At 29.5% G+C, this 13,664-nt stretch carries 14 protein-coding genes; all 14 read right to left on the reverse strand.

Annotation, left to right across the window (positions count from 1 at the left end; all coding sequences use genetic code 11):
• Nucleotides 1–172 precede the first annotated feature (172 nt).
• The 14 genes from CSPT_RS05565 to CSPT_RS05625 all read right to left on the reverse strand — a co-directional run bounded on the left by CSPT_RS05565 (nt 173) and on the right by CSPT_RS05625 (nt 13,583).
• Nucleotides 173–718, reverse strand: a complete 546-nt coding sequence (locus CSPT_RS05565; RefSeq protein WP_089182686.1) for a 2-oxoglutarate:acceptor oxidoreductase subunit OorC — start codon at nt 716–718, stop codon at nt 173–175.
• Nucleotides 715–1,560 carry a 2-oxoglutarate ferredoxin oxidoreductase subunit beta gene (locus CSPT_RS05570; protein ID WP_089182687.1) on the reverse strand — a complete coding sequence of 282 codons (846 nt, stop codon included), beginning with the start codon at nt 1,558–1,560 and terminating at the stop codon, nt 715–717. The genes CSPT_RS05565 and CSPT_RS05570 overlap by 4 nt, the downstream gene beginning before the upstream one ends.
• Nucleotide 1,561: 1 nt before the next feature.
• On the reverse strand, nt 1,562–2,683 hold the full coding sequence (locus CSPT_RS05575; protein WP_089182688.1) for a 2-oxoglutarate synthase subunit alpha: 1,122 nt from the start codon (nt 2,681–2,683) through the stop codon (nt 1,562–1,564).
• Nucleotides 2,680–2,991, reverse strand: a complete 312-nt coding sequence (locus CSPT_RS05580) for a 4Fe-4S binding protein (RefSeq protein WP_089182689.1) — start codon at nt 2,989–2,991, stop codon at nt 2,680–2,682. The genes CSPT_RS05575 and CSPT_RS05580 overlap by 4 nt, the downstream gene beginning before the upstream one ends.
• A 10-nt stretch (nt 2,992–3,001) precedes the next feature.
• Nucleotides 3,002–3,877 carry a succinate--CoA ligase subunit alpha gene (sucD, locus tag CSPT_RS05585; RefSeq protein ID WP_089182690.1) on the reverse strand — a complete coding sequence of 292 codons (876 nt, stop codon included), beginning with the start codon at nt 3,875–3,877 and terminating at the stop codon, nt 3,002–3,004.
• The gene (gene sucC / locus CSPT_RS05590) at nt 3,877–5,049 is read right to left on the reverse strand and encodes an ADP-forming succinate--CoA ligase subunit beta (protein WP_089182691.1); all 1,173 of its coding nucleotides are present in this window, start codon (nt 5,047–5,049) and stop codon (nt 3,877–3,879) included. The genes sucD and sucC overlap by 1 nt, the downstream gene beginning before the upstream one ends.
• 147 nt (nt 5,050–5,196) lie before the next feature.
• A complete protein-coding gene (locus CSPT_RS05595) occupies nt 5,197–6,420 on the reverse strand; it encodes an ankyrin repeat domain-containing protein (RefSeq protein ID WP_089182692.1) in 1,224 nt (407 codons plus the stop codon).
• 69 nt (nt 6,421–6,489) lie between these two features.
• Entirely contained in the window at nt 6,490–7,815 is a 1,326-nt protein-coding gene (locus CSPT_RS05600) for a TolC family protein (protein ID WP_161492218.1), read from the reverse strand.
• A 1-nt stretch (nt 7,816) separates the two neighbouring features.
• Nucleotides 7,817–9,754, reverse strand: coding sequence for a MacB family efflux pump subunit (locus CSPT_RS09150; RefSeq protein ID WP_115636341.1), 1,938 nt, complete (start codon nt 9,752–9,754; stop codon nt 7,817–7,819).
• Between the two features lie 3 nt (nt 9,755–9,757).
• Entirely contained in the window at nt 9,758–10,948 is a 1,191-nt protein-coding gene (locus CSPT_RS09155; protein WP_115636340.1) for an efflux RND transporter periplasmic adaptor subunit, read from the reverse strand.
• A 69-nt stretch (nt 10,949–11,017) separates the two neighbouring features.
• A complete protein-coding gene (locus tag CSPT_RS05610) occupies nt 11,018–11,512 on the reverse strand; it encodes a SixA phosphatase family protein (RefSeq protein WP_089182694.1) in 495 nt (164 codons plus the stop codon).
• Nucleotides 11,509–12,309 (reverse strand): ferritin-like domain-containing protein, encoded by an 801-nt coding sequence (locus tag CSPT_RS05615; RefSeq protein ID WP_089182695.1) that lies wholly within the window; start codon nt 12,307–12,309, stop codon nt 11,509–11,511. Before CSPT_RS05615 ends, CSPT_RS05610 begins: the two co-directional genes overlap by 4 nt.
• Complete coding sequence (locus CSPT_RS05620) at nt 12,310–12,861, reverse strand: rhomboid family intramembrane serine protease (RefSeq protein WP_089182696.1); 552 nt, start codon at nt 12,859–12,861, stop codon at nt 12,310–12,312.
• A 23-nt stretch (nt 12,862–12,884) separates the two neighbouring features.
• Nucleotides 12,885–13,583 carry a CHAP domain-containing protein gene (locus CSPT_RS05625; protein ID WP_089182697.1) on the reverse strand — a complete coding sequence of 233 codons (699 nt, stop codon included), beginning with the start codon at nt 13,581–13,583 and terminating at the stop codon, nt 12,885–12,887.
• Nucleotides 13,584–13,664: the final 81 nt, after the last annotated feature.

Consider the following 13,664-nt stretch of genomic DNA (forward strand, 5'->3'; position numbering starts at 1 on the left):
AACAGGTATTTTCAGTTATATATGTAAATAGAAATAGTAAATTTGTTGATTTTTACAAAAGTTTTTACTCGAACTTTTTTAGTGAAATAAATAAAATAAAAAAAAGAATAAAATATATAAAGAGAAAAATAAAATAGTATAGACAAAAAATATTTTGTCTATACTAAAAATATTATAATACTTTGGAGTATTTTAATCCCAAATCATACGCTTTTAAATTTAGTTCTTGGAATTTTTTAGGAACACTTGCTATCATCTTTTCTCTAACAACATCTTTATCCATAACATTTGTAAAGCCAACTGCCAGACCTAAAGCAATTACACTTTGAGTTATAACATTACCAACTTCATCTTTAGCTATAGAAATGATAGGTATCTCATAAATTTTATATCTTTCTTTGTCTTCATCTGTTGGTTTTACTAAATTTGGCTCTATTACTATTATGCCGCCTTGTTTGACACCATCTTTAAAAGCATCATAGCTAACTTGTGCAGTAGCAAGCATAAATTCTATTTCTCCGTCATTTGCATAAGGATAGAGTATAGGCTCTTCATCAAGCAGTATATCAACTTTGGTTGGACCACCCCTAACCTGAGATGTGTAAGTAGATGCTTTTACTCCATATCCACCATCTTCAATTTTAGCAGATGATAATATCTCTCCAGCAAGAATTACACCTTGACCACCAACACCAACAAACCTTAAATTGCGTCTCATTTTATCATCTCCCAATCTATAGCAGTTCCGTCTTGAGCGGCTTTAATAACTTGATCATATGCCTTGCTATACTCTATGCGAGAATTATCTTCATGCAATATACCAGTAGGATATAAATCTTTTCTCTCTTCTTCGCTCATTTGATCATATTTTACTTTATTTACTATTTTACTATCAAGCCATTCTAACATTTTTGTAGCTTCACCCATTTTATTTTTTCTACCTAAATTTATATGGCAGTTTGAGAAAATATCAAAAAAGCTATATCCATCATGCTCAAACCCTTTTATAAGCGTTTTTTCAAGCCTATTTGTATTTAATACACTCTCTCTTGCTACAAATGTCGCTCCTGCTGCAATTGCAAGCTTTGCGGCATCAAAATGGGGGTCTATATTGCCATATTGTGCTGTTACAGTCCAAAAACCTTGTGGGGTTGTAGGGCTTGTTTGAGAATTTGTAAGACCATAAATAAAGTTATTTATCAAAATATGATTAAGTCCTATATTTCTCCTACACCCATGAATAGTGTGATTTCCGCCTATTGCCAAACCATCTCCATCGCCTGTTACAACTATAACATGTTTATTTGGATTTGCAAGTTTTATACCAGTTGCATAAGCAATAGCTCTACCATGAGTTGTATGAACGGTATTGCAATCCACATAAGAACTAAGCCTTCCAGAGCAGCCTATACCACTTACTATGCAAACATCATCCATATTCCAACCAAGTTCATGTATGGCTCTTATGATAGTTTTTAAAATAACTCCATCGCCGCATCCCCAACACCATAATGTCGGCATTTTATTTGCCCTTAAATATTTATTATAATCAATTGCCATTTTAAAACTCCATAACTTTTTGTATAATTTCACTTGGCGAAATAGGTCTTCCATTTGCTTTAAGAAGTGTTTGTATATCATCTCTTAGCATACATTTTTTTATTTCTCCGTAGTATTGACCCATATTTAGCTCAGCAACTAATACATTTTTAAATTTAGTCCCTATTTCTTTTAATTTTTCTTCAGGACTTGGCCAAAGCGTAATTGGTTTAAAAAGACCAACTCTTTTTCCTTGTTTTCTTAACTCTTCTATAGCTACTTTTACACTAAGAGACACACTTCCATATGCTATTATACAAATATCTGCATCATCTAACATATACTCTTCGTATTCTATTATCTCATCTTTATGCGCATTGATTTTATTAAATAGTCTTTTTATATTATAATCAACTATGGAACCATCTTCTGTAGGAAATCCAGTTATGCCGTGATGAAGACCCGTTATATGATAATGATATCCTTTAAAAAATGGATTTAGCGTTGCAGGTTCATCTTCTTTGGCATTATATGGATAATACTCTTTAGGATCGCCACTAAACTCTATTCTTTTTATTATTTTAATATCCTTAAGATCTGGAATAAACGTTCTTCCTTGCATATGACCTATAGTTTCATCTAAAAGTAAAAAAACAGGAGTCATAAAGCGTTCTGCAAGATTAAAAGCCTTAATTGTCTGAGAATAAATTTCATCTAAACTACTAGGTGCCAATGTAATACTAGCAAAATCGCCATGAGTAGGATTTTTAGTCTGCATTATATCGCCTTGTGCTACTCTAGTTGGCAATCCAGTAGAAGGACCACCCCTCATAACATCGACAACAACCAAAGGAATTTCAGCAATAAAACCAAGACCTATTTGCTCAGCTTTTAAAGAAATTCCAGGTCCGCTACTTGCAGTCATTGCTTTAGTTCCGCTCATCGAAGCACCAAGAGCTACGCTTATACCAGAAATTTCATCTTCCATTTGTATAAAATGTCCGCCATTTTTTGGCAACAATCGACTCATCTCATGAGCAATTTCACTTGATGGAGTTATAGGATAACCACCAAAAAATTTACAGCCACACTCAATTGCTGCTTGTGCGACCAAAGCATTTCCTGTTGTTATAAGCTCTCTCATGCTAGTTCTCCTTGCAATTTTTGATAGTTATTTGCTTTAATTTGTGCCGCTCTTTGTTTTGATTCCTCTGTAAGTTTAGCAAATTTAAAACCTTTATCTGCAACAAAAATTGCAAAATCTGGGCAATGATTTTCACACTCTCTACACCCAATACATGAGTCAGGATCAATAACTTCTATCATTGTGCCACTAATCGCAGAAACTTCTTCTCTCATAGCAATTGTGCCACTAGGACAGTAACTAACGCATATATTACACGCTTTACATCTTGACTCATCAACCCAAACAGGTCTATTTTCATTATCCATTTATTTTCCTTTAACCAAGTATCTCTTTTAACTTAGAGCCTATGTGTGCTGGACTCTCCACAACATGAACACCAACATCACTTAAAGCTTTCATTTTTCCTTTTGCGGTGCTATCTTCGCCACTTATAATTGCACCGGCATGCCCCATTCTCTTGCCTTTTGGTGCAGATTGACCGGCTATAAAAGCAATAACTGGTTTTGTTATTTGTGATTTTATTATCTCGCAAGCTTGAATTTCTAAATTTCCACCAATCTCACCTATCATAACAATAGCTTTTGTTTCTTCATCTTTTTCAAACATAGGTAAAAGCTCACTATAAGTTAAACCTATAATGCTATCTCCGCCTATACCAACAGCTGTTGATATGCCATAACCCTCATTTATGATTTGATTTGCACCCTCATAAGTTAGAGTTCCTGATTTTGAAATAAGACCTATATTTGTTTTTGCTTTTTTAAATACCATTCCTGGCATAATGCCAAGCTTACATTCATCTGAACTTATAATGCCTGGACAATTTGGACCTATCATCATCATGCCACACTTATTTGCATAGTTCTTTGCTCTAATCATATCATTAACAGGAGTGTGTTCTGTTATAACAATTGCTAATTTTATACCGGCATTTGCAGCCTCTATGATACCATCTGCAACAAATTTAGCAGGAACAAATATCAAAGAAACCTCAGCTTTAGTTGCATCAACAGCTTCTTTAACGGTATTAAAAACCGGTTTTCCAAGATGGGTTTGTCCACCCTTAAAAGGCGTAACTCCGCCAACTATATTTGTACCATAAGCTAAGCATTGCTCAGAGTGAAAAGTACCTTCTTTGCCAGTAAAACCTTGAACTATAACTTTTGTATTTTTATTTACCAAAATGCTCATTATTCACCTTCCTTTGCTAGCTTAATTGCCATTTTTGCACCATCTTCAAGACCATCAACCGAGATGATATTTTCTATATTTGCACTTTTTAAAATTTCCATTGCTTCTTTTGCGTTTGTTCCATCAAGTCTTACTACAACAGGAACATTTACTTTTGTTAATTTTGTAGCTTCTAAAATGCCATTTGCTATTCTATCACATCTTACAATACCGCCAAAAATATTTACAAATATCGCTTTTACATTTTTATCTCTAAGTATAATCTCAAAAGCTTTAGCAACAGTCTCAGGGCTCGCTCCACCACCAACATCTAGAAAATTTGCCGGTTTTCCGCCAACTGAATTTATAGTATCCATAGTTCCCATAGCAAGACCAGCACCATTTACCATACAACCTATATTTCCATCAAGCTTTACATAACTTAAACCATAGTTTTTAGCCTCAACTTCGCTTGGTTCTTCTTCGTCTAAATCACGCATTTTAGCTATTTTTTCTTGTCTATACATTGCACTATCATCAAATCCCATTTTAGCATCAAGAGGAATAAATTCGTTTTGAGCAGTTAAAACAAGTGGATTTATTTCAACTAAATTTGCATCAGTATCTATGTACAATTTATAAAGTTTTGTAAGCAAATTTGAAAATTTAATACTTAAATCTTTGTCAAATTTCAAAAAAGAAGCAACTTCCATAGAATGAAAATCACAAAGTCCAATTTGTGGATCTATCAAAATGCTTTTTATAAGCTCTGGATTTTTATGAGAAACTTCTTCTATACTCATTCCGCCTTCAGCTGAAGCTATAAGCCCTATTTTTTCACTCTTTCTATCAAATGTAAAACTTAAATAAAACTCCTTAGCTATATCTGTGCCTTGCTCTACATAAACCTTTTTAACAAGTTTACCCTCTTTGCCAGTTTGAGCTGTAACAAGATTCATACCTATGATGTCATTTGCATATTTTTCAACTTCATCTAAATTTTTAGCGATCTTTACACCTCCGCCAAGACCTCTACCACCTGCATGAATTTGAGCTTTTATAGCCCAAACATTTCCACCTATTTCTTTTGCAGCATTAAGAGCTTCATTTGGATTAAACGCAATCTTACCTTTGGCTACATTTATACCAAAATCACCAAGAAGCTCTTTAGCTTGATATTCATGAATATTCATGATACTCCTTTATTAAGTATTTAGTTATTGTAAGTATATATGAATTTAATAAAAATAAGCAATGTTTTATAAATTAAGTTATTATATTTATTTTTTAATAAATTTTAATTAAATTTATAAAAATTTAAGCTAAATATATCTATATTTTTACTTCAAATTTTCTAAAAATTTTATATTTTCGCTCTTTTTTCCTAATTTGGCATAATCCAAAGCATTGTAACCAAGGTCATCTACTGCGTTTATATCGGCTCCACTTTGCATTAAAAATTTTAACATTTCTACATTTGAATGTTGTGCAGCATGCATAAAAAGAGTTCTAGATGTGTGTTCTAAATCACATAAATTTTGATAAAAAGGCAGTGTTACCATTCCTATATTTGAATTTATTGCAAATTTCTCATTTTTACTTATATATGTTGCATTTATATCAGCACCATTTTGCACTAGAAATTTTGTTGTATTTAAATCATTAAAGCCAACAGTATAAAAAATAGGAGTTTTTCCAAATGTATTTTTATAGTTAATATCTGCTCCATTTTTAAGTAAAAATTTAATGTTATTTATATTTCTTAGAGCAAAAAACAGTGATGATTCGCTTCCTTCATTTATTTTTGCACCCATTTTTATAAGTTCTTCTAAAAAATCAATACTTTTTTCGTGCAAAAGAGCTATATTTAAAGCATTGCTGAGTTCACTTTGCGAATATTTATCTTTAAAAAGAGTTTCTTGCAAAGCATATAAATCAAAATTTGGATTTGATATACGCTTTTCAAAATCAGTAATATCAGGAACTTTTTCCATTATTGTATATGAAAAATCCCCAACTGAGAAATTTAAAAAGTCATTCATAACTTTTGTTGCATAAAATATAGCACTTCCTTCATCTATGCCTCTTTTTTTATAAAAAGAGACAAGATTTGACATATTTGCATTATACTCTTTCCAAAAATTGTTAAATAACTCAAAATTTCCTATACTATTATAAGCCCAAAATCTAAAATAAGCTCTATTATCATCAGCAATTTTGCCGCTTTCATCATTTAATGTTTTTGCGTAAATCTCAGGTGCAACACCGGCTTTTAAAAGAAGAAATTTAAACTCTTTTTGCTTTGCATTATACATAACACCTTTACAATTTAACCTATCACCCCTTATTTCTTTACTAATATCAAATAATTTATTTAAAAAATCTAAATTTAATAAAGAATTTTCGCAGTTAAAATCGATTTGTGTATTTAAAAAATCTATATCTAAATTTGAAAAAATTTCATCTTTATACGCTTTTATTTCATCACAACTAATCTTGTTGTCATCTAAAACTTTAGAAAACATCAAAACGGATGATAAAAATATCAAAAATAAAGCTCTCATATTAGTTCCTAAATTTAATAATCATACATATAATTGTATCAAAATATTTTTCTTTTATGAAATTATTTTTTAAATTTTGCCACCTACTATTTTGTATATCAAATTTTCATTTTGAAGTAAAATATATTTATCATATAGTAAATTTAGTTCATAATTTAACTCTGTATTTTTAGCATTTATTAAATCATATAGTTCGTTTTTGCCATTATCATATCGTATTTGATAATATTTTGTGATATTTATGCTGTGATTTAAAATTTCGCTAGTATTTTCAAACTTAAACTTATAATTTTCATAGTCTAAAAATGCTCTATAAAATTCATTTATCGCACTATTTAACTTCTTTAAAAAGTCATTTTTAGCCATTTCATACTCAACCTCAGAAACTTTAATATTATTTTTAACCCTGGCATAATCTAAAAAAGGAAGTGTTATTTGTATATTTCCACCTAAAAAACTAAATTTAAAACTATCATCAAATTTTTGCTCATTTGAGCTAAGAGATGCGCCTAGCGTAATGTTTGGATACAGACTTTTAAAAGTATATTTATAATTATAAAATGTAGCCTTTAAATTAAGTTCTGCTGATTTTATATCTGGACGATTTGAGAGAATTTCGATAGGAATTTCTTTTGATATACCAAGAAGCTTTACATCAAAAATATTATAATTTTTTAAATTTGGTAAATTTTGCATATACATTAAGTTTTTTAACTTTTCTTGGATTGTGTAAATTTGCGTATTTATGTTTAATATTTTTTCATCTGATTGCAATAATGCCTGATTTATCTGTTCAACCTCTAGTTTATCGGCTCTTCCATAATTAAATTTAGCCACTATAATTTCTTTTAATTTCTCATAATTTTGCTTCATTTTATAAATTTTATCTTTAGCGTTTTGTAGATACATTAGGTTAAAAAATGTGCTAACACTATCACTTTTTATACTAAGATCAAGTGCGTTTAAATCAAGTTTTGAGGCATTTAGCAAAAAAACTGATTTTTTGTATTTATCCATAAATTTACCAAACAAATCAACTTCATAAGATACATTTAATGAACTTTTAAAATTTATATCGCTATTTGAATTTTCATCTATATTTTTATTTGCGGACGCATTGTAGCTTGCACCAAAAGTTGGTAACAAATCCGCTCTTGATAGACCAAGATATGCTATAAATTTTTCTATATTTAAATTACTATTTTTTAAATCAAGATTATTTTCAAGTATTGTTTTCATAGTTTTGTTTAGCAAAGCATTATCATAACCTTCCCACCAAGATAAATTTTGCTCATAATAACTCTCATTTACATCTCCGATAGGCGAAGTAAAATCATACTTTTTCATAGCACAACCGCTAAAAATAATCATAAAAATTATTATTAAATTTCTCATTTTATTCCCTTGAGAGTGCATCTATTGGGTTTAAATTTGCTGCATTTTTTGCAGGCATAAAACCAAAAATAATGCCTATAAACATAGAAGATATGAGCGATATCACAATAGAAACCATAGAATAAGTCATAGCAAAAGTAGATACAAAATACATAAAAATAAAGCCTATTATAAAAGATAGTATTAAGCCAAAAATACCGCCTATTACACATATCAAAACAGCTTCAACCAAAAACTGCATAAGTATGTCTCTACTTTTGGCACCTATTGCCATTTTAAGCCCGATTTCTTTTGTTCGCTCAGTAACAGAAACAAGCATTATATTCATAACTCCTATTCCGCCAACAATAAGTGAGATAAGAGCAATTGCGGATATAAGAATTCTCATAGTCCCTGTTGCACTTTCTACGGTTTGTCGTATGCTATCTGAATTTCTTATAAAAAAATCCTGTTTTCCATGCTTTGTAGATATTAATTCAGTGATGGCAACTTGTGCTAATTGCATATTTACATTATCTTTTATTCTTATGGTAATTGAGTTTATATTTCTATCTCCTGTTATTTTATTTATAACAGTAGTATATGGCGAGTAAATACGAAGTGTTTCAGTGTTTCCAAAAGTATCATTTGGTTTCAAAACTCCAATAATCTTTAATGGCTGTTTATTAAAAAGCAAAACTTTGCCAATTGGATTTGAGTTTGGAAAAAAATTGTTTTTTGTATTACTATCTATAACTACAACAGAAGCATTGTTTATAACATCATTTTTATCTAAAAATCTTCCATCTTCTAATTTTAAACCATTTACATTTATACTCTGTTCATTTCCGCCGAGAAGTGAGCCAGTATAAGAGAGATTTTGAAAAGTTAAAGTTCCATTTGTAGAGGTATTTGGCGTAACGCTCATTACATAACTCTGCTTATCTAAAAGCCTTGCGTCACTAATACTTAGAGTTTTAACATTATTTGCTCTCATATCGCCAAAACTTTTACCAGGAAAAATAGTTATTGTGTTTGTTCCCATTGCATTAATATCAGCTAAAATCTTTTCTTGAGAACCTTTGCCAATGGCAACCACAGAAACAACGGATGCTATGCCTATTATAATGCCAAGCATAGTAAGAAGCGATCTTAACTTATGCGATAAAATGGCACCAACTGCCATTTTAAAGGACTCAACAAACATATCTTTTATGGCAAATAAAGAATTCTTAACTTCTATTTTATCAATCTTTTTAACAATATAATTTTCATTTTTACTTTTATTTTCATCTTTTATAATCTCGCCATCTTTTATTTCTATAATTCTTTTTGCGTGATTTGCAACCCCTAAATCATGCGTTACAAGTATGATAGTGTGACCGATTTTATGCAAATCTTCAAGTATTTTTAAAACAAGTTCTCCGCTTTTAGAATCAAGTGCACCAGTTGGCTCATCAGCTAAAATAATCTCTCCACCATTCATAAGCGATCTTGCTATGCTTATACGCTGTTGTTGTCCGCCACTAAGCTCACTTGGATAGTAATTTAGCCTATGAGAAAGATTTAAATTTTCTAAAAGCTCTTTTGCTCTTTTGATTCTTTTATCATAATTAATACCAGCATAAACAGCAGGAAGTGCTACATTTTCGGTAGCATTGATACCAGAAAGAAGATTGTATCTTTGAAAAATAAAGCCAAATTTTTTTCTTCTTAAAAGTGCTAATTTATCTTTGTCAAAATTTGATATAAGATTATTATCTATATAATATTCGCCACTACTTGGGATATCAAGGCAACCTAAAATATTCATAAGTGTTGATTTTCCTGAGCCAGATTGACCAATTATAGCGATAAATTCTCCACTATTTATTTCTAAGCTTATATTTTTTAAAACTTTTGTTGGATTTTTGGCTGTTCCAAAATTTTTACAAATATTAACAAGTTTTAATAAACTCAAATTTTACCTTATTCTCATTTTTCTATTTTCAATTAAATTTTCCAACTCTTTAGCACTAAGCTTGTTTGTTATAACCTCATCACCTTCTTTTAATCCAGATATTATCTGTGTATTTATACCATCACTAAGACCTACTTCGACGCCAACTTTTTTTACATCATTTTGTTCATCTTTTAATAAAACAAAATGCGAATTTTCATCATTTTTTATAGTTATGGAAGGAACCATTAAAACATTTTTGGCATTATTTATAATAATTGAATTTTCTATAGTCATGCCTATTTTAAAATAATTATTATCATTTTCTATATAATATTTTGCATAATAATACACAGCGGCATTTGAGCTATTTACGGAAGCAGAACTGCCTTTTATATCAGAATTTTCATCACTATATGTTTTATCTGCAGGATCTATACTTGATATAGTTGCATTATAATCTAAATTTATATCTCCAAGAGTTCCAAATTTTACTTTTTGCCCGATTTTAACACTATTTATATCGCCTTCTGGAACTTCAACTCTTACTTCTAATGTATTTAAATCAGCAATTTTTGCTATAGTAGGAGTTGTTTGTGCGGCATTTACAGTCTGGCCTTCTTTAACAGGTATTGATATCACAACTCCATCAAGAGAAGAAACTATTTTTGTGTAACCTAAATCAGTTTGAGCAGTATAAAGCGAAATTTCGGTTTGTTTAATCTGCTCTTGAATTTCGGTTAGGCTTGCTTTAGCCAAACTTAATTCATCTTTTGTCTTTTCTAAATTTTCTTTTGAAGTTGCATTTGCTTTGTATAAATCTAACTCTCTTTTATATTTATTTTCAGCTACTTCTTTTGCTATATTTGCTGAGTTTAATTTCGCCTTATATATATTAAGAGAAGCTTTTAAGTCATCTATCTTATTTTTTTGCTTTATATCATCAATTTCAGCAATCATATCGCCTTTTTTCACTATATCGCCAATCTCAACATATAGTTTTTTTATCTGTCCTGAAACTTGAGCACCAAGATCAACGCTATCTTTTGGATAAATTTTGCCTGTTGCTTCTACGCTTTTAACTATATCGCCTCTTTTTACATTTGTAGTTATAAACTCAATTTTTTCTTCTTTTTTTATAAATTTAGCATAAATTCCATATCCAACAGCTATTAAAATAGCAAACAAAATAATATATTTGATAGTTTTTTTCATATACACCGCTTATAAATTTAAAAATTTAGAAAGTAATTTTATATAATTAATGTGAATAAAATGTTAAATTTATTTATTTTTATGCAATTTTGGATAATCAAAAAATAGAACTTTTCCACTATGGTTTTGTATATTTTTAAAGCAATCTTGCTCAAACTCTATACAAAAAATAGAACTAGTTGGCATATGATCTATCACTGAGTTGCTTAGAAGTTCGCATATCTCAGATATACAAGGATTGTGAGCTATGATAAATACTGATTTAAATTTATCATCAATTTCATGAAATACTTGCAAAAAATCACTCAAAGATGAATCATAAAGCTCTTTTTTTTGAACTATTTGGCTTTGAAATCCCACAATATCGGAAATAATCTTAGCAGTTTGAAACGCTCTTTTTGCACTGCTAGAAATTATAATATCTGGCATAATACCTTTATCTTTTAGCAAATTTGCCATAAATTTTATATGTTTTTCGCCTTTTTGATTTATGCTTCTATCTATATCTTTGCAATCATAATTATTCAATGATTTTGCGTGTCTTATAAAATATACCTTTTTCATTTTTGCTCCATTAAGTTCATTATTTGCTCTATTTCAGATTTGCTAAACCCAGCTTTTAGCCTTGCATTTATATTTAACTCTCTTTTTTGTTTAAACGCATTAGGATAGAGAGATTTTACTATATTTATATAAATATCAAGATTAAGATTATTTTGTTTGCACGCAAATTTAAACCACTTATCTCCTTTTTTTACATGAGAAATTTCTTCATCAAGTATTGTGTTTAAAATGCGTGTAAGTTTTTTATCGCTATTTTTAGAAACTTTGCTCTCCATATGCATATTTGCATCAAGTCCGTTTGCTTCCATATATCTTGGAAGAAGCGCCATTCTATTTATAAAAGAATTTTCTGTTTTTTGCATAGCTATAAAAAGACCATTATGAACGGCAAAATCAGAGTATTTATAGCCCAAATCTTGCAAATACTCACAAATCATTTCAAAATGCCTAATCTCATCATCTGCAACTTCAAGCCAGTCTAAATAATACTCATAAGGCAAATTTGCAAATCTATACGCAGCATCTAAAGCTATATCTATGGCACTGTATTCTATATGTGCTATAGAATGCACAAATGCGGCAAGTTTTTTTTCTTTTGGATATTTTATCTTCATTTCACGCATAGATTTTACATCACAAAATGAAGCATAACTAGGCACAACCAGGGTTTTTGGTATGAATTTTTTTTCAAATTCTAAATTTCCAAATTTAAACTCATCATAAAAGCTTTTAAATTTGGAAATTTTTTCTGCTGGATTGCTTTGAAATAAAATATCTTCTAACTTATCAAAAAACATCTAATATTTCCTAACTATTTTACCACTTAAATACCCTATGCCAAATCCAAGCAAATGTGCATACCAAGCTACATTTATACCCATTAAAAGCGGTGCAAAACTCATCAAAATCAAAGCTATAAAAAGTCCTTTTGCATTATATCTATCTATAAAAGCCATAAATCCAAGCAAAACACATATAGCACCACTTGCTCCAATTGTATTTATATCTATACCATTATAATACCCGTTATACCATATATAAACAAGACTTAATAAATTTGTAATAATTCCACCAAGCAGATAAATAAGTATAAATTTAATCCCGCCTAAAAACCGCTCAAGTATGGATCCAAACTGATACAAAACAACCATATTCATAGCTAAATGCATCAATGATCCATGTAAAAACATAGAGGTTAAAAGTTGCCAGTAAAAACCATAATATATGCAAAGGGAATTAAGACCAAACAATATACCAAATTTATTAGTATTAAACACAAAATAGTGTAAAAAATACACAAGGCAGTTTATTGCAATGATAAATGAAGAGAAATATAATTTTTTATTCATAGTTTAATTTTACAAAAATAGACTTAATTTAACTTTCCATATCCTATAAATCTATTTGAAGTAAGACAAGAAGCATTAGAACATCTAGTTATATAACTATTTATAACTTTATTATCCCTAATATGTGTATTTTTATCTCTTAAGTTCATATATCCATACATATTTTTGCCGCTTGCAAAGTGAATAAATTTTATAGTTCCATCTTTATTTACACCCCTTATAATTCCAACATGTGTGACATTTTTAGGATTTACAGACTTTATGGATTTTTTTGTAGATGTATTTGAAAAAAATATCAAATCCCCTACTTTAGGATTTTTTAAAGATATTTTTTCATTATATTTATACAAATTATACATAGCCTGGGATTTTCTATGATTTGAGTAGTAAGAATTTAATTCATTTTCATCAAAATATAAATTATCATATCTACCATTTATGAGTGATACAAAGCCAGAACAATCGCCACCTGCTTTTGTATTTAAATATCTATCTAGTAGCTTAACTAAATCATAAGGATATTTATCTGCATTTGGAATTGAAAATTCCTCCGTTTTGTCATCTTGCAATACAAGTTGAGATTGAAAATCTTCTTTTATATCTGTTAAATTTTCATCATTATAAATATCATAAAAATCATTTTGTGCTACATCTGTTTTGGTAGAACATCCTACAAAAAAAATCAAACTCACTAAAAATACTATAAATTTTTTTGTATTCATAAATAAACCTGTAAAAAATTTTTTGGAATTTTTTATTATATCATTAAAAGTCAGTAATTTAAATAAAAATTTAAAAAGTTA

The sequence above is a fragment of the Campylobacter sputorum subsp. sputorum genome (genome assembly GCF_008245005.1).
Taxonomy (GTDB): domain Bacteria; phylum Campylobacterota; class Campylobacteria; order Campylobacterales; family Campylobacteraceae; genus Campylobacter_F; species Campylobacter_F sputorum.

Excerpts from the sequence above, each read along its gene's own strand:
- sucC (WP_089182691.1), bottom strand. The coding sequence starts at position 5,049 with ATGAATATTCATGAATATCAAGCTAAAGAGCTTCTTGGTGATTTTGGT.
- CSPT_RS05595 (WP_089182692.1), bottom strand. The coding sequence starts at position 6,420 with ATGAGAGCTTTATTTTTGATATTTTTATCATCCGTTTTGATGTTTTCT.
- CSPT_RS05570 (WP_089182687.1), bottom strand. The coding sequence starts at position 1,560 with ATGGCAATTGATTATAATAAATATTTAAGGGCAAATAAAATGCCGACA.
- sucD (WP_089182690.1), bottom strand. The coding sequence starts at position 3,877 with ATGAGCATTTTGGTAAATAAAAATACAAAAGTTATAGTTCAAGGTTTT.
- CSPT_RS05565 (WP_089182686.1), bottom strand. The coding sequence starts at position 718 with ATGAGACGCAATTTAAGGTTTGTTGGTGTTGGTGGTCAAGGTGTAATT.
- CSPT_RS05580 (WP_089182689.1), bottom strand. The coding sequence starts at position 2,991 with ATGGATAATGAAAATAGACCTGTTTGGGTTGATGAGTCAAGATGTAAA.
- CSPT_RS05575 (WP_089182688.1), bottom strand. The coding sequence starts at position 2,683 with ATGAGAGAGCTTATAACAACAGGAAATGCTTTGGTCGCACAAGCAGCA.
- CSPT_RS09155 (WP_115636340.1), bottom strand. The coding sequence starts at position 10,948 with ATGAAAAAAACTATCAAATATATTATTTTGTTTGCTATTTTAATAGCT.
- CSPT_RS05615 (WP_089182695.1), bottom strand. The coding sequence starts at position 12,309 with ATGTTTTTTGATAAGTTAGAAGATATTTTATTTCAAAGCAATCCAGCA.
- CSPT_RS05600 (WP_161492218.1), bottom strand. The coding sequence starts at position 7,815 with ATGAGAAATTTAATAATAATTTTTATGATTATTTTTAGCGGTTGTGCT.
- CSPT_RS05620 (WP_089182696.1), bottom strand. The coding sequence starts at position 12,861 with ATGAATAAAAAATTATATTTCTCTTCATTTATCATTGCAATAAACTGC.
- CSPT_RS05610 (WP_089182694.1), bottom strand. The coding sequence starts at position 11,512 with ATGAAAAAGGTATATTTTATAAGACACGCAAAATCATTGAATAATTAT.
- CSPT_RS05625 (WP_089182697.1), bottom strand. The coding sequence starts at position 13,583 with ATGAATACAAAAAAATTTATAGTATTTTTAGTGAGTTTGATTTTTTTT.